Annotated in this window: 6 protein-coding genes; 1 reads left to right on the top strand and 5 read right to left on the bottom strand. The window is 49.9% G+C overall.

The window, feature by feature from the left end:
• Positions 1-90: 90 nt before the first annotated feature.
• The 5 genes from E1919_RS10745 to E1919_RS10765 form a co-directional block, all read right to left on the bottom strand.
• A complete protein-coding gene (locus tag E1919_RS10745) occupies positions 91-1,947 on the bottom strand; it encodes a RagB/SusD family nutrient uptake outer membrane protein (protein ID WP_162053390.1) in 1,857 nt (618 codons plus the stop codon).
• Between the two features lie 12 nt (positions 1,948-1,959).
• Complete coding sequence (locus tag E1919_RS10750) at positions 1,960-5,139, bottom strand: SusC/RagA family TonB-linked outer membrane protein (RefSeq protein WP_162053391.1); 3,180 nt, start codon at positions 5,137-5,139, stop codon at positions 1,960-1,962.
• Between the two features lie 943 nt (positions 5,140-6,082).
• Positions 6,083-8,488: an alpha-L-rhamnosidase-related protein gene (locus E1919_RS10755; protein WP_162053392.1), complete on the bottom strand. Its 2,406-nt coding sequence runs from the start codon at positions 8,486-8,488 to the stop codon at positions 6,083-6,085.
• 834 nt (positions 8,489-9,322) lie between these two features.
• On the bottom strand, positions 9,323-11,323 hold the full coding sequence (locus tag E1919_RS10760) for a hypothetical protein (RefSeq protein WP_394351762.1): 2,001 nt from the start codon (positions 11,321-11,323) through the stop codon (positions 9,323-9,325).
• Between the two features lie 18 nt (positions 11,324-11,341).
• Positions 11,342-13,213, bottom strand: coding sequence for a 3-keto-alpha-glucoside-1,2-lyase-like domain-containing protein (locus E1919_RS10765; protein ID WP_162053393.1), 1,872 nt, complete (start codon positions 13,211-13,213; stop codon positions 11,342-11,344).
• Positions 13,214-14,588: 1,375 nt separating this feature from the next.
• Here E1919_RS10765 and E1919_RS10770 point away from each other — a divergent pair.
• Positions 14,589-17,873 (top strand): SusC/RagA family TonB-linked outer membrane protein, encoded by a 3,285-nt coding sequence (locus E1919_RS10770; RefSeq protein ID WP_237144251.1) that lies wholly within the window; start codon positions 14,589-14,591, stop codon positions 17,871-17,873.
• The last annotated feature ends 8 nt before the right edge of the window (positions 17,874-17,881 follow it).

Raw genomic sequence — 17,881 nt, forward strand, 5'->3', positions numbered from 1 at the left:
AATAAGCGATTTAAATAAAAGGTAAAAAAGAGAAATCTATGCCAGTACAAGACTGGCATAGATTTCAAGTGTAATATAAGAAAATATTTCTTAGTATCCCGGGTTCTGATTCAATTGCTCATTCCGGTTTATCTCGTCCCTGTGAATTGGCAGGTAGTACATTTTATCGTCCCAGGCCCGGTTCTCAACCCCTTCTCCTAGTTCTACTACATTGTAGGAATAGTTGTAGTTCTCTGGGTTGTACTGGTACGTAGTTACCGTTTTACCTGGCTTCAGCGTGCCTATGATATCGATAATCCGAGGTTGTTGCCCAAATGTTTCTTCAGGAATCATCCAACGGCGAACATCATGGTAACGCTGTTCTTCGTAGGCCATCTCAATTCTGCGCTCGTTACGGTAGCGTTCCATCAGTGCGACGCCTGTTTCAGTTATAGCCGGCATTCCAGCACGGAAGCGAATTTTGTTCAACCATTCCTGCGCTTTGTCATATTCTCCCAATTCAATACTGGCTTCCACGTAATTCAACACACCTTCAGTATACCTAAAGAAAGCCCACGGCACCTGCTGCCACATGTTCATATCCACCAGGTTCGGGTTCGGGTCTACAAACCTTCTCATGTAATAGCCCGTACGGGTACCGTTCCAGTCTTCGATAGAGCTCTGACGGGTATCAAAGCCGAAATGAGTTGTTTTTGCACCATCAACAATCACCTCATACTGCCCTGTCTGAATCTCGTCGGCAGGGTCTGCTGTGGTCGTGAAGCGCGGCTTCCAGTCAGATGCGTCATGCAGAATAGTAGCTTCTAAACGTGGATCGCGGTTTTCGTATGGGGATGCTGCATGCTCCGGGTTATCCCAGCTAAACTCAGTGCCGTCCATCATTTCATAATCGTCCACCAGGTCCTGCAGCGGGGTGTTACCCGCCCAGTTACGGTATCCGTTAGGGCCGTTAAATAAGCCTACCCTTCCACCGCCTTCATTCTTGGACTGTATAAAATACCGGCCGAAGATCATTTCATTTTCAGCATTACTACGGAACAATGACATGTCGATGTAGTTCTGCGTTCCCTCATCCGGGCTTACCGGTGCTGCCAAATCCATCATAAACCCATAGCCTGCCAAATCCACCACCTCTTTGGCTGCGGCCTGCGCTCTCTGCCAGCGCTGCATCTGGTCACCATCTACATAACCAAGTAACTCTGGCTTAGGATAAGATGCAATCACGCTTGATTGTGCACTGGCAGTAGGGATATCATGCAGGTCGCTGGCTGCATACAGCAGCACACGGGACTTAAGGGCCAGTGCTGCTGCTCTAGAAGCTCGTCCATCAACCATTGATTCACCATCCAGCAGCTGGGCTGCCTGATCGGCATCGTTTACAATAAACTCAACAGTTTCAGCAAAGGTATTGCGGGCGATGGTATAATCCGCTTCACCAAGCTCATATGCCCGATCAACAAGTGGCACACCACCATAATACCTGAGTAACTGGTGGTACATGTAGGCTCGCATAAAGAGTGCCTCTCCCAGTAGTCTTTCCGCCATTTCCGGATTGTCAAACTGGGGCTCCTGCAGGTTTTCTATGGCTAAGTTAGCCGCTCTGATCCTGCTGTACATATTTGGCCAGTTGAGGGTGTAGTTTATAAAGCCTGGATCAGCAGGGTTAGAGCGGGCCTCCGTAATAACATTGATTCCCCTGCCCGGGTGGGTAAAAACAGCCTCATCAGTGAGAGAAGCCTGCATTTGCTCATCAAAGCCTCCTTGACCTAAAACGGTATAAAGGTCTGTTACAAAAGCATCGGCAAGGGCAGCGTCTGTCCATACAACCTCACTGGGAATAGCTGTTAAGGGCTGTGTGTTCAAGAAGTCATCATTACAGCCGGTAGAAAGCACCAGGGCAGCAATAAAACTTAAAGACAAAGTTTTTATTTTATGTATTCTTTTCATTTTCGGTATCACTTAAAATGTTGCAGTTACGCCTGTGTTTATGATTCTTGACTGCGGATAGTACTGGCCGTTCGCATTCACGTTTTCAGGGTCATACACTTTCAGTTTATCCCAGGTCGCAAGGTTCAGTGCATTCACGTACACGCGCAGCATCTCCAGGCCTATCTTTTGGCCTACTACAGTCGGAAGCGTATAACCCAACTCAATGTTCTTCAGTCGGATATAATCCGTGCTTCTCATCCAGTAAGTATTACCGCCAGCGAAATACTGGTTTCCGCGGTCTGAAATGCGTGGATGCTCCGCGCTAGGGTTCTCTATAGTCCAACGGTTCACATAAATGTCCTCTAGGAAGTTACCGATACTACCCATTTCCCAGGTTCCGATTGTGGTTACAGCACCAGCTGATCCCTGGAACAGAACGCTAAAATCGAAATTTCTAAAGGTTGCGCGGCCGTTCAAGCCACCCTGGAAAGTAGGGATGTCATTTCGAGGATCTCTTGTTCTATCGTCTGGTGTAATTGCACCATCAGGCACACCATTCGGGCCAGACACGTCTCTGTATCGCATATCACCCGGACGCAGCGTACCTACAATGGCGCTATAGTCAATTGGGTTAGCATCAATTTCAGCCTGGTTCACAAACACGCCATCATACTCATATCGAAGGCCAGTACCCATTGGGCTGCCGGTAGAGCGCTGATGAGCAGGAGCACCAGGTGCCTCATCCCAGAAAAGGATCTCGTTTTTAGCGTATCCACCATTCACACTCACGTTGAACAGGACCTCACCAATCTGGTTGTTGTAGCCTATCAAAGCGTCAAAACCACGGTTGACAACTTCTCCAATATTTTCGCGCGGCGGATCAATACCTGTAGTTAGAGGCAATGAAGCGTTTCTGAATGCCAGAATGTTTGTCCGCTTGTTGTAGAAGACGTCGAACTCGAAGTTGATTTTGCCTTGCAGCAACTGGCCGTCTAAGCCAATGTTAGCGTTGTTTGCCACCTCCCAGGTAATGCCAGGATTTGGAACTCTGTTTTCGCGCAGTGTTGACACTTCCTGGCCTCCAATGATGTAGGTATTGAAGGAGTTGGTAGACAGATAATTATAAGCGTTTCCTTCTGGTCCGAGGTTGTCATTACCCATCTGTCCCCATGAACCGCGTAACTTCAGGTAATTGATAAAGGAGACGTTGTTCTTGAAGAAATCTTCTTCAGAGATTTGCCATGCAGCCAGCACCCCAGGGAAGAATCCATAGCGGGTTTCCTCCGGGAAGATATCCGAGGCATCGTAGCGCCAAAGGAACTCTGCCATATACTTCTCTTTGTAGTTATAGGCAAAGCGGCCAAAGTGGCTCAGGCGTGCTCTTTCAGATGCGAATCCGTTATTGTTACGCTCTAAGTTGCCCCCAACACTGATCTGGTCAATGGCAGGAGATATAAAATACCTGCGGTAGGCAGAGAAACCATCATGAGCAATTGTTTCTCTATTGGTACCTGCCAGCACTGTTACTGCATGGTCGCCGAAAGTACGCTCATAGGTTAATATACCACCCAGCAAGATGTTCAGCTGCTCCTCATCCGCCATGTTAAGGTTTGGATCGGCTGGCCCTCTGCGGCCGGATGTCAGCAAAGGAGTAGTTCCGTCTGCTTCATAATCCGTTCCGTTCCAAGAATACAGGAACCACGGAATCTGCCATCTTTTAATGCGGCGGGTAAAATTATCCACTGCAGCTGTTCCGGTAAACTTCAGGCCTTCTATCCATGGGTTGGTAATTTCAATCGAGCCATTTGTCTGCAGGTAAGTGCGGTTGTCACGGTCATAGCCGGTTTCGTTTGTAGTGATAACAACCGGGTTTTGACCGTTTTCGATATCAGGTCCCGGTCTTCCGTCAGGCCAGCGGGCAGGCATAGTAGGCAGACCGCGCATCTGCATTCTGAAGATAGCCCCAGCACCCACCGTAGGGAAGAAGCGTTTCTCCTGGCGCGCTAACATACCAACACTTGCCTTTACATATTGGCTAATATTTGCATCCAGATTTAAGCGCAGGTCATACTGCTTGTAGCCGGTAGCAGAGTTTTTATAAAAGGCATCCTGGTTGATGTAGTTCAGGGAGGTCAGAAACTTGATGTTGTCGCTGCCGCCTGACAACTGCAGGGTATGCTGCGACTGCGGTGACCAATTCTTTAGCGTGGCATCATACCAATCCGTATTCGGGTGCGTCCATAGATTGGAGCCGTCTCCGAACTTCCGTATATCTTCCGGATCGTAGTGCGCGTTTACAGTAGAACCGTCTGGCAAAGTATAACTTCCTGTCTCACGGAAAGCCTCGTTGGCTTCTTCCCACAAAGACACTGGCACGCGGTTGTAAATCTCCAGGTCGTTTCGCATTTCAGCAAACTGGGTAGCATTCGCCAGATCAGGTATAACCGTTGGCTGGGCAAAACCCTGGTTAAAGGAATAAGAAATTTTTGGCTTTCCTGCTGTACCCCGCTTTGTTGTAACCAGGATAACTCCATTAGCCGCACGAGAACCATAAATAGCTGCCGAGGCATCTTTCAAAACAGAAATGTTCTCAATATCTGCCGGGTTAAGACGCTCGATACCACCCGCACGGGCCGGAACACCATCGATAACAACCAGTGCTCCGTTTTCTCCTAAAGTATTGGAGCCCCTGATCCGGATAGTTGACTGGTCATAACCTGGCTCACCGCTTCTGTTTACGGCTACAACGCCGGGCATACGGCCAGCGATGGAGTTGGTGATGTTAACCGCTGGTGACCTTTCAAGTTCAGAGCCTTTTACTGCGGCAACAGAGCCTGTAACGGTCTCTTTCTTTTGGGTACCATACCCTACTACCACTACTTCCTCTAATGCCTGTGCATCAGTACCCAATTGCACGTTGATAGTGGTGCGGTTGTTAATGGGCACTTCCTGTGCTGAGAAACCTATGAAGGAAAATATAAGTGTTCCACTTCCATCCGGTACGTTAAGAGTGTAGTTGCCGTCAGCGCCAGTTGGCGCTGCGGTAGAGGTTCCTTTCAGGAGCACTGTAACCCCAGGAAGGGCTACCCCACTTTCGTCAGTCACCTTTCCCTGCACCGTAACACCCTGTGCTAGTGCCACGGCAACAGACAGAAAGAAAAGAGGAAATACAAGCAGGTATTTCAACTCTTTCAGTAAATAATGTTGCATAGATTGTGTTTTTAAAGTGTAAAAAATAAACCAAATAGTTATAATTAAAGTGAAAGAAAAGACTCGTATTCCATTATCCCATATAGTATCGAGATTATGTAATGTTCAAAATGAAAAAACTTAACTGTGTCAGTTACACTTATTAGAGCTTAAACACTGACTGTATTGCTACACCTATATTATTTAACTTTGACATTTGTTATGTAAAATTTTATAAGTCTTTAGTGCAATATCCTTTTATTGAGAAGCAAGTTTAACTTACGCCTGAATTAAACAAGATTTTTTGAGATTCTACAAAGTAATCAAACCACAATGCGCTCCTGGGTTAAACAATCATGCTATTGAAATGGCTTCAAGCTAAGCCGCAATCGATTGCTATCTAGTACGTTATTAAAGAAAACCTCTTTAAGAGAGATAGTATGATGCTCTGGGAACGGAAAAAAGCAATGACAACAATTCATTTTCTCACGGTTAAGGTTAACTAGATAACACTTTCCCCAAGCCTGGTCCTTGAACCAACCTGTATAGATGATTAAATATAGCCATCAGTTCGTAGAAAAAAAATTATTTCCATAATAAAGTGACCAATTACTTATCAAACAAACTGATTTGGGGGCATACCGAATAAGAAGTTGTGAAATTTAACTAAACAAACTGGGTAACAGCAAGATAATAGTATGCGTCAATAGTAGTCTGATTCTTTCGTCTTTTGCTGTTCGCCCTCATACTACCAATCGCGCAGAAACGTTTGCTCATTGACCTCCGCAAAGTGCGTATTCACTCGTTTCTTTTTCTACTTCATTCACAGACATTTTATCAGGCATATCATTATTAGAACACAATGCATTTCAGAAGAGAAGCAAAAACTTCGGTTTCCTGTTTCTCATAGCATAATCAAATGGCCCGCATATGCCGTAATTTATGCGCTTTCGTCTCAGGCAAGTTAGAGTGCAACACGATTCTTTTCTCCTCCGGTAAGGGGTGTCTCTTTCCCGTTCCAGACAAGAGTGCCGCTTACACCGGCTGGTAACGTTATTTCCGCCTTCAGTTGGTTTTTCCTGTCGACACTGTACTTCACTGTTACCTGGCCTTTCGGGTGGGGAATAGAACCGCTGGCTTCTTTCAACTCCCCTAGATTAGGAGAGATGCGGACTTTGCTGAAGCCAGGGGCGTCGCTGTCTATGCCCAGCACGATGCGGTAGATCTCAATATTAGGGCTGGCTCCCCAGGCGTGGCAATCTGAACGGGACGGCTCCGGTTGCTCTGCCCAGGTGGTTAGCCCCCGCGAAAGCTGTGCACGCCACTCATCCAGTAACTCCAGATACCTGTTTCCTAAGCCTGCTTTTGCAACAGCCTGGTGCAGGTAATACTTAAAGTAAATGCTACCCTGTGTTATGCCGGGCTCACGCAGGATCTTCTCCATAACCTGGCGCGCCTCTTCCTCTTCTACCACTCCGCCCAGCACGGCAAACGTGTTGGCGTGTTGCGAAAAACTTTCTTTATCAGGCGTATCGGCAAAAAGGCCTTTGTCAGCATCCCAATACAGGTTTCTGACTGTTTGCTTCAGCTCGTTTATTTTCTGTTCGTATTGCTGCGCAAAAGCAGGCAAGCCAACTGCACGCTCTAAAGGCATTGCCGCCTGATAGGCTAGCAACAACTGCAAATCCAGCACTGCAGAGTTGCCACCTCCTGCTGCTTTTGGAGCCATACCGGCTTTCCACCCGGGTGCTTCCGCCCAATCAGTAAAGGTCCAGTAAGGCACGCTTCCCATGGAGCCGTTTTCCTGCTGCTTTGATTCAAAGAATGATATAATGGACCGTGCTACCGGCAGCTGCTCTTTTATGAAGGCCTCATCTCCTCTGTATTTCCAGTAATCATGCACCATTCCAATCCACCACATCGAGAAGGGTGGAATGTACTGGGGTAAGTGGCTCGGATAGCGGCTCTGGGTTATGCCGCTCAGGCCGTGCGAGTAGCGGATCTGATTGATTGCATTCCGCATCAGCCGATCGTCCCCGCTGTTGTAAAGGGAAACCAGCGCCTGGATGCGGGTGTCGCCTACGTATTGCAACTGCTCGTAATAGGGGCAATCGACATAGGTTTCATGGGCCCACAAACGAGCCGTGCGCCAGCCGACCTCCAGTATCTTTTTTAACTCCGGTCGTTTGGCTTCAAATATAGCCTGCATTTTAAAAGGATAGCTGGTATACAGTCCGTACAAATCATTTATTGTGAGCGGCTGGTCTTTCGTTTCTACTACTAACTCAATATAGCGGTACGTACGCCACCACAGCGGCATATAAGTGCGGGCTTCACCTCCATCAGAAATGATTCTGTCTTCGTAGCCTATAAATACCTTGCCGTCTACTTTGTCGCGGTTGCCTTTATTCTTTGTCTCTGCCACCCCCTTTCCTCCGTCAACGAAAAGAGACTCAGCATAACGAACAGAAATGCTTGCCCCCTGCCCCGCACTTACGGTCAGGACCGGGAAAGCAGTCGTTTCAACCCCTTGGTCAAGTATTAAAGTTGCTTTTGTATGGGCGGGTATTGTAAAGGCTGCCACTTGCTGCGGAAAGCCTTTCGGAGCCGGAATTCCAGTAGTTCTTCTGACACTTGCCAGGCGCTGTGGCGCAAGCTCCATTGCCGGGATGCTGCGGGGCTGCAGGTGCCAGCCTTCATACCAGGGCTCAAACAAACCACCAACAAGCCCAGGAGATATAGCACTTGCTGCAGGCCACTTGCTGTCATCATACGCTTCGGTTTCCCAACCCCAGTCGTAGGCAGCAGCATCCAGATTTTCGCCTGGCCCTACAACAAAATAAGTATGCAGGTTTGTGTTGATGGGCGCATACGCTCTGCTTCTGATGCCCTTCCAACTAGGACCGGTATCCACCATGCGTTCTGCCTGTCCGTTGCCCTGCATAATAAAACCGGTGCGAAGACTCATCTGCGCGACTGGCATTGTTTCTCCGTAATTCCACACAACGGCCGCCAGCGTATTGTTGCCCTGGTGCAGAAAGGGTGCTAAGTCAACTGTCTCAAAGTTCCAGTGAAAGACATCGCTGCGTGCGGGGCCAAAGCACACCTGCTGCCCGTTTACATACAGCCTATACCTGTTGTCACCGGAAACATGCACCAGAAAAGTGGCTGGTTTAACTGTCAGGTCAATATTTTTCCGGAAATGGTATACTCCAAAATCCTTAGCCGGCTCACCAGCTACTGCAATCCACTGGGCGGGCCAGGGCTTGTTTAGCAGTTCCTCGGGCAAAGTGGGGTTAGGGATCTGAGCAAAAACGAAGAAAGGAAGCACGGTCACTAAAACAGAAAGTATAGAAACCAGTTTTTTCATATCTGTTGCCTGTATAAGAGAGCCGGGGTTAAGTGAGCGATATCCTATTGATTAAGTTACAGCAAATTAATTAACTTCCATACCTTCACAATCCTGTGGTAACCTGCTTGGCATTTGCAAAGGGTAAAAGCTAGCTTGGTAACGAATGACGGGCTCATCAAAGAAGGCTATAACGCCACATAGATAAAGCGCATCATTTTTTTTAGTTCATGCAAAATCATACCGGCTACACTGCTTGTTTACTTTAAGCTTAGGTACACCTTCCATCGTAATTGTAACAGACTTAATGAGGCCGTTTGCGTCAAAAGACATTTCATCGATACAGGTAACCCAGTGGTTCGCATCCCTCTAATGGGACAAAGCCGGTGAAATCATCATTGAGCTTCGCGATGTTGCAGTGTCTCTATCCTCTATATATGATACCACCTCTCCTAAACATTACTCCACAGAGTTTCAGAGTCTGCATACGCTGCTGGTGCTTTATTCTGTCTGACCTGCCGTAGCAACGGCCTATCCAGCGGCATCAGACCTACTGTTCCATAGCTATTGCTCTGTGCTCTCCAGGCCGAGAGGCCTCGTCTTCGGGCATCGCGCTGGGAGTTTTTTGCGCCGGGGCGCTGCCGCGCGAGCGGCACCAAAAATCTCCAAAGGCGCTCAACCCAAAGACTGGAAACAGTCTCACTTCGTGCTAACGAGTAGAAATGCTAGAGTTCTTTAGAAGAAGCTTTACGTCATTTGGTATGAGTAGCAAAAAAATACAGTCTGTTCCTCTCCTTTGTATGGAGAGGAACAGACTGTAAAGTGAAGTAAAAATCAGAACAAAACCGGCCCTGCTTACTTGGAAGAAGCACTGCCGGCAGGGGCAAGCGAATTGATCCACCTGGCGATTTTGAGCGCGTCCTCCTTCGGCACCTGCGGCATTGGCGGCATCTCCGTGGCGTAATCCGGCCAGTTCTGCGGCTCCGGGTTGTGAATCAGTTCCACGATCCGCTCGGGCGTGTAGCCGCGCTTGGCTACATCCACATAGGCGGGGCCCACTTGTCTTTTGTCTGTGTTATGGCAGGCCAGACAGGTATGTTTTGCCAGCAGGCCCTTCACCTCGTCATAGGTAGGGGCAGTGGCCCTGGCAGTTGCTTTCTTGGCAGCAGCGGCTTTGTTTGCCGGCGCAGCCTTTCTGGCAGAGGTGCCTGCAGCTGCCTTTGCCCTGGTTGCCGCCGCGGCGGAGTTGGCAGTGCTCAGCTCGCTCAGGGAAAGTTTCTGCCCTTCCGGAATGTTGTTGAGTGTGTAGTAGGCGGTCGGGTGAACCAGCGAATGAAAGTTGTCGCGCTCCCGCACGCCGCCAACGGTGATGTTGTGGATGTGGTAGCGGCGCAGGTTGTCCACCACAAGGCGGGCCCTCATCCCGTCCTCTGACACCTTTACCCCTTTAATGACGTTCTCCTCTGTGTCGACAGGCGGGCTGCCGTAAACCGGGTGGTACTTGTAGATAAAGCTCGAAACATCGTAGGAGTTCACATCCTCCGCCGACTTCCTGTCCACGGGCTTGGTGAATTCTATCTCAAACCCGTCCGGCATGGCACGAACGGCCCTCATCTCGAAAGGCACCCTGTTGTTCCACACCAGGCGCTGCAAGCCGTAGTTGGCCTCGCCGGCAGAACCCCAGCCGCGGTTCGTCTCCCCGACAAACAGGGAGCCGTCTTTTGCCCAGGCCATGCGCAGCACGCCTGACTGGAAGCCCGTCCTGAACAGGAAGGACGCCCCCTGGTACTCGCCTTTCACCTTCTCCAGGAACACGCGCGAGATAAGGCTCATCCCTTGGTCCCCCACCAGCACCTGGCCGCCAAAAGGGCCGAAGTTCTCCTCCGGTATCTTGACAGGCTCTGAGTTGGATATTCCCAGGATGCCGTGCGGCAGCCACACCGCCGGGGTGCGCAGTTCCGGGAAGGCCTCCTTCATCTCGTACATCGCCACATATTCTTCGTCCACAATGTTCTCTGGCTTGATGTAGCGCCCCTGCTCGTTCTTCTCCTGGCGCGGGTCAAGCTTGGCGTACATCTGCTCTGTCGTCAGCTTCACCGGTGAGTTGGGCATGCTGGTCCAGCGAAGGCCGGCGGGGTGCCCGGTGAAGGCGCCTTTCGGCACGTGCCAGAGACCGCCGGAGCCCATCCACTCGCCCTGGTTATCGGTGTAGAAAAGCTCCCCGTCAATAAGACCCGGCCCTGCCGGGGAGCGCATGCCCGTGGCCCAGGGCTCCATTTTTCCGTCCTCGCTAATTTTCATCGTCCAGCCGCGCCACGGCACCCGGCTCTCGCCGCGCCACCATTCCTCATTACCGAAGGCCACGTTGCCGGTCACGAAGAAGTCACCGTCGGGCGCAATTTTAGGGCCGAAGCTGTACTCATGGTAATGCCCGGAGAGCGGCCAGGAGTAGACAGTCTTGTACTTATCCGCCTTGCCGTCCATGTCGGTGTCGACGAGCTTTGTCAGCTCCCCGCGCTGTGCGGCGTACAGGGCACCGTCCTTATAGGCCAGGCCCAAAATCTCGTGCAGCCCGGTCGCGAACTTGCGGAAATAGGGCCGCGGGCTCGTGGGGTTCTCCACGATGTACACGTCTCCGCGGCGCGTGGAGACGCCCAGGTCGCCGGAGGGAAGCACTGTCAGTCCCCCCACTTCCAGCAAGGCACCCTCAGGCGAGCTTACGCCCATAATCCTGAAGTAATCCTCCTCCATCGGTGACTCCTGGGCCATGGCGGAGGTACTGAAACCTGTTGCAGTTGCCGCTGTCAGCAGAAGGGCCAGCGCGGCGTGTCGGTATTTTTTATTTGTATGTTCCATAAGTGAAAAGGTCTGAGGTTAAAATATGATAGAATAGGCCACCTTGCCCCGTACCGGCACAATCAGCTCTTTCTGGCCGCCAGCGTCTCTCACCACGGGCTTTGCCCCACCGGCCTCGTCTATCCTGTAATAAGCCTTGCCGTCTACCAGGTATGTGTCCTTGGACACCGCCTCAATGGTGCTACCCCCTGCCAGGCGGGCGTACAGGTTCTCCCCTGGGTTCTGCACCGTCAGCTCGCGGCGAAAGCCCTTTCCGCCTTCCAGTACCCGGATAGCGTCCTGCACGGCAGTGCCATATACCCTGTAGCTGAAGGTTGGCTGATCTGCCTTGTCCACGTCATACCCTCCGGGGCGGAAGCCGCTGCCTGCTGTGTCTGCCACCCAGGCCGCCTGCGGAGAGGCAAGCCTGGCTAACGTGAAGGACGGCTGTCCGAAGTGCTGCACCGCCCCGACCGGACGGGACGAGCCGTCGCCCCGGCTGTACCACATCGGTGTGGCGTCCAGGAAGCCTCCGCGCCACACCTGCACCATATTCCCGTTGTCCATGTCGTAGGTGTAGTGCACCTGCTCAGGGCTTCCCACATTCACGGCGTGAACCACCCTGACACCTCTTCTGCCGTCTTCGTTTTCAACCGGCAGGTCCATGAAGCTGCGCAGGATGGTGTTCACCGGGGCGTCCACCAGAATCGGCCCCTGAGAGTTGTTGTTCCCGCCCGCAACCGGGTCGCCCATGAGGTACTCTCTGATACCGGGGCCCACCACGGCAACGCCGATGCCCGGCCTGCCCCACTCCGCAATCTTGGAGTACACCAGCTCGAAAGGCATCTCGCCTGCGGGCAGGTTCACGGAGGCCCTCAGGTTCCTTTCCCCTGGCGGGATAACCATCTTGTTGTTTATTTTCATCAGCGCCCCGCCGCCGCTGGGACTCAGGTTAAAGGTATACTCCCCCGGCTCCGTCACTCGCAGGGTGCCGGTGTAGCGCACCAGGAAGTCGTTGGAGAAGGGGCTGATGTCCGATGTCAGGGCAATTGAAGTTCCCTCGGCCTCCGGTGGGATGCTGTCATACAGCAGCTCCCCCTGAAACTTGCCTTTGTACACTTTGTACTGCAGATTCACAAGCTCAGGGCGGGGCTTGCCATAGTTGGTTATTTTCATGTTGCGGAAGGCCACGGCGCCATGGTCTCCCTGCAAGCGCAGCGGACCCATGGCTACTTCTTCTTTGCCCATGGCGCCCCGTGTGGGGCCAAAGAGCTCCACGTTCTCATGTATGATTACGCCGTTCAGCTCGGCGCGCAGAATTTTGGCGTTCTCTATCTTTTTTCCGCTGGCATCGAAGCGGGGCGCCTGGAAGGAGATTTTCAGGTTCTGCCACAAACCCGGTGCCCGGCTCACGTTCTGGCGGGGGGCATAGCCCTGGTAGCCTTTCTGCCCGGCGGGGCGGCTTTCGTCCCAGCGCTCATACACGGCGCCGTTGTTGGCGGAGGTCGGGTTTTTCACGCCCCAGCTGTCTTCCAGCTGCACTTCATAGCGCCCCTGCAGGTAAACGCCGGAGTTGGAGCCTTTGGCCATCATGTAGTCGAGCTCCAGGTCCATGTCGCCGTGCTCGAAAGTGGTGACCAGGTCGGTTCCTTTCTTTCTTCTGCCGGGCTCGTTCACCAGCACGCCCGTGCCCTCCGCTGTATTGAGCCTGTTCGCCTTGTCAAGCTCTGCCGTCACATCCCCGGCTATCTGCCAGCTCTTTCCCGGACTTTGGAAAACCGACAAATCGGTGAGAGGAATTTCCACTGTCTGAGGTGCCGCAGACTGCGCCAGAGACATGACTGTACTGCACATCAAGGCTAGCCCCGCCAGCAGTACGCCACGAATGGTTGCTGTTTTATTTTTAATCATATACCGTCTATTATTTGGTTACCCAAGGTTTACAAAATACAAATCACTGTTTTTCATTTAAAAGCGTGTAAGGGAAGGCGTCTGCCTTTGCCCTTTTTGTTTGTTAGGAGCGGCCGACATATAGAAAGGAAGTCAACCGGATCATTCGTATGTTTTGAAACATACACACGCACCGCATTTCTTGTTGGCTTAGTTCCTGAGGGTAGACTTGAATTTCTGTGCATATTGGGTAGAAGAAGATACTGTACACTTAAACATCGCATGCGTGAGACTTCTATCAAATAAGACAGCCTCCCTCATATGCCGCACATAGCCTTTTTCCCTCTACTATACATAGCCATGTCTTTCTCTCTGCCACAATACCACCAAGCATATCTTTGCAAATTTCTGTTATTGCTCATTAAGTGAGTTCAATAATAGACCAAGTAAATAAGTTATGGACAGATATTGGGTTTCTAATTAATACCCATCCACCATTTATATATTCAAATTTAGAGGTAATATCGAAAAACAAAAGCCTTAATAAACAATTTATTATGAAGCAAGTGATTAATCATATTTGCTGCCTCAGCATAAAAATATAAGAGTAAGCTAAAGTTTTTTATGATAGGTATAACGGCAAGATTAAACAGAAGCAGCGATAGAGATTAAACCTCTCCAGAGGCCTCAGTTCACCAGCGCAATTGAGGTATAAAAGAAGAAGAGTCTCACTTCACTCCGTGACACGTCCGCTAATGAGCGTATTTAATACCCGGTTTGCCCGCCGATGTTAACTGCAGACACTGCTGCTGACAATTTGATAATCCAGTGAGCTCCCCCTCTTCCGTATGTACTTATAGCATTGTCAATAGTAATCAATTATAGCGTTCTGTCTTAGTCCTCACGATATGTATACCTCCTGTCAATCAGCATATAGATAGAGACACTACAGAAGACTAATCTTATTCCACAGCATTTATATTGCATAAATAAAATAATTAAAGAAATTTTTGCAATATAAAAACTAACCATTACATTTAATCATTACAAGTGACTATACACTTACAATTAGTAACATTCCCTCAGTTTCAAGTTTAAAGTGCTTTAATTCTCTGTAAACCAGCATTTAAAAACCGCTATGGAGAAAGTACACCTTTTTATATAGCAGCTTTATATTATCAACAGTGAACACAGAATAATCTAACCAAGTTTTTTAGATTATTCTGTGTTATGCCTCAGCAGTATCAGTGGTTAAACATTAATGCTTAACAAGTTGGTGCTTTAGACTTTTGCTTCGCCTTCCAATGTTGAAGGGCCTACTCACCTTTGCCCAAACCACCAACAGAATCTTTGTAGATGCAACTTAAGTTAACTATTCACTTAAAATTTTAATCAGATGAAACACCAATTTACAAGTCTGTTTGATGGTGATCATGTAAAAGCAAGAGGGCGGTTCTTCTATACCGGCATTCTTACGTTTACATTGTGTGCAGGATTAACTGCTACACACAGCCATGCCGCTGAAAAGTATAAGCCGGCAACTTATATGGAGGCCTCAGCTAAGGGGGAAGAACTTTCAATAAACAGCCCACTCGCCTACGCCATTCAGGTTAGTGGTAAGGTGACAGACAGTAATGGAGAGCCACTGCCTGGAGTGTCCGTGGTGCTAAAAGGAACAACCTTGGGCGCTACGACAGGCTTAGATGGCACTTTTAGCCTGAACGTGCCGGATGGGCAGGAAAACGGGACACTGGTGTTTTCTTATATTGGTTTTACAAATCAAGAGGTGCCGATTGGCAATAAATCTGTTATCAATGTTCAACTTCAGGCAGATACCAAGGCGCTTGAGGAGGTGGTTGTAATCGGTTATGGCACCACAAAACGGTCTGACCTGACGGGGGCAGTTGCCTCGGTAAAAGAAGCCGAGCTTCGGGAGCGCCCGACTCCATCTTTAAACCAGGCGCTAGCCGGTAGAATGCCTGGCGTGCAGGTAAACACCAACTCAGGTCGCCCGGGCGGAAGAACCAATATCCGTATCCGGGGTTTCAGCTCCATTAACTCCTCTAACAATCCCTTGTATGTGATTGACGGGGTAATGATGCCGCAGAGCAACCTGGCGCAGTCAAGTTCTCCGATAGACTACATCAACCCGAATGATGTCGTGTCTGTCGAAGTGTTGAAAGATGCTTCTTCTACGGCAATTTACGGTGCCAGGGGCGCCAATGGCGTTATACTGGTAACGACTAAGAAAGGGCGCTCCGGAGAAGGCCAGATAAGCTACAACGTAGACTTTAGCACAACAACTATTGGCCCGAATCGTCCGGAAGTACTCAACGCACAGGAATACCTGGCAGTAGAAGAACTGGCCTGGCGGAATATGGAGAAATACGACCCGGTAGGTTGGGCTTCGGGCAAATGGGAGTCTCTTAATCCGGCCCTGAAGCGGGCTGATCCGAACCTGATTGCCAGAGGTGTTTTCGATGCGAATGGCAACCCCTTGCACGATACCGACTGGCTCAAAGAGACGACGCAGTCTGAGCTTTCCCAAAACCACCAGTTAAGTTTTAGCGGTGGTAACGAACGCACGACCTACTCCCTCTCCCTGGGCTACCGCGATGATCAGGGCTTCCTGATAAACTCTTACATGAAGCGTTACTCTGGCCGGTTTACCATCGACGACCAGATAAAATCATGGTTGAATGTGGGGGGAACACTCAGCTATAATAACCAGGAAGAGAACCTGGTGGATATATCGGACCAGGTGGCGCGTCAGATTGTGGAAGACTTTCCTTTTATGCCGGTAAGATACCCCGATGGCACTTTTGCCAACAACCGGGATTATCCTTTAGCGGAAGGAACCATGAGCTCCATGCACCGTTTACATGGCCGCAAGTACCTGCTGAATACCCAAACGACTATCGGTAGTATATATTCCAACATCCGTTTCGCGGAAGGTCTGGAAATGAAAACAGTATTGGGCGCCAACATCCTCACCCAGGAAAACAACGAATCTACTACCCGAACCCTGGACATTGGCAACCGCGGAAACGCAGCCTCCCGTAACCGGAAGGAAAGCTTCTGGTCTCTGGAGAACTACCTTACTTACAACAAGAAGTTTGGTGACATTCATTCTTTCACCGGCTTACTGGGATTGTCCTGGCAGGAAACCAATAACTTTAACGTAGATGCTTCTATCCGGAACTTTGCCACAGACTACTTCCTGTACAACAACCTGGGTGCTGGCAGCACGTCTCCCTTGGTGGGCACGGGCGCTTCCCGTACGGCCTATAACTCTTATTTCGGACGGGTTAACTACAGTTTAATGGATAAGTATCTGTTTACTCTAACCGGACGGGCAGATGGTTCCTCGCGCTTTGGGGAAAACCACAAATTTGCCATTTTTCCTTCGGCCGCTCTGGCCTGGCGTATTTCAGAAGAGGATTTCCTGAAAGAAAGCAGTGTTATCTCTAACCTGAAGTTACGAGGCAGCTATGGCCTGACGGGTAACTCCGAGATTCCGGCTTATTCCTCTTTGGCGCTTTTAAGCTCTAACTATGCCGCTGTTTTAGATGATATACGAGTAGGCGGAACCGGTCTTACGCGCCTGGCAAACCCGGAACTAAAGTGGGAAAAGACGGCACAAACAGATATTGGTGTGGAACTGGGCTTGTTAAACAACCGCATTACCCTGGAAGCGGATGTGTATTACCGCAAGACTACTGACATGCTGTTGGATGCCCCTGTGCCTCGTACTTCTGGCTATGCCACCATCCGGAAGAACGTGGGTTCTATGGAAAATAAAGGCATAGAACTGTCACTTAATACAGTGAACATTGAAAGCAGTGTTTTCTCCTGGAGTACTGGCTTTAATGTTTCCATGAACCGGAACAAAGTGCTGGCTTTAGCTTCACCAGCCGACATTTTTGGAGTGGGTGGTCCTAGTTTCACAAACCAAACAAACATCATACGTGTCGGTGAGCCAGTAGGCTCTTTCTGGGGACTTACCCGAGTAGGCATCTGGAGTGAAGCTGAAAGAGAGGAAGCGGCACGCTTTACCAGCTATCGCCCTGGACAAACCCTTATGCCGGGTGACATTAAATACCTGGATGTAAATGGTGATAATGCGATTACGGATGCTGACAGAAGTATCATCGGCAATGGTAGTCCTAAAGCCTGGGGGGCGCTCACCAACACCTTCCGTTTTGGAAACTTCGATTTATTAGTAGATCTGCAGTATTCTTACGGCAATGATGTACTGGACATGACCCTGCACTCCAGCGAGGACCGCCAGGCCCTGGCAAACAGTTACAAAACTGTATTAAACGCCTGGACTCCGGACAATCAGAATACCATGATTGCTGAAATAAGAGACACCCGGGCCGGCTATATAACCAACGTGGACACGCATTGGATCAAGGACGGATCCTTTATCCGGGGCAGAAACATCCTCTTCGGCTATACCTTCCCTACTGCTGTCGCTGAAAAAGCAAGGCTAAGCAGATTGAGAATTTATACCTCCGCCCAGAACCTATTTCTGATCGTCGATGACGAACTCATCGGAGACCCAGAGACCGTTGGTATCAGGGCCTCTGATGCGCAAAACGTGTTCTCCCAGGGGCAAAACTGGCATGGCTATCCAAAACCACGAACCTTCCTGGTAGGTCTGCAGATCGGCTTGTAAATGGTTTA

This window comes from Pontibacter pamirensis (assembly GCF_010015475.1).
Lineage (GTDB): Bacteria > Bacteroidota > Bacteroidia > Cytophagales > Hymenobacteraceae > Pontibacter > Pontibacter pamirensis.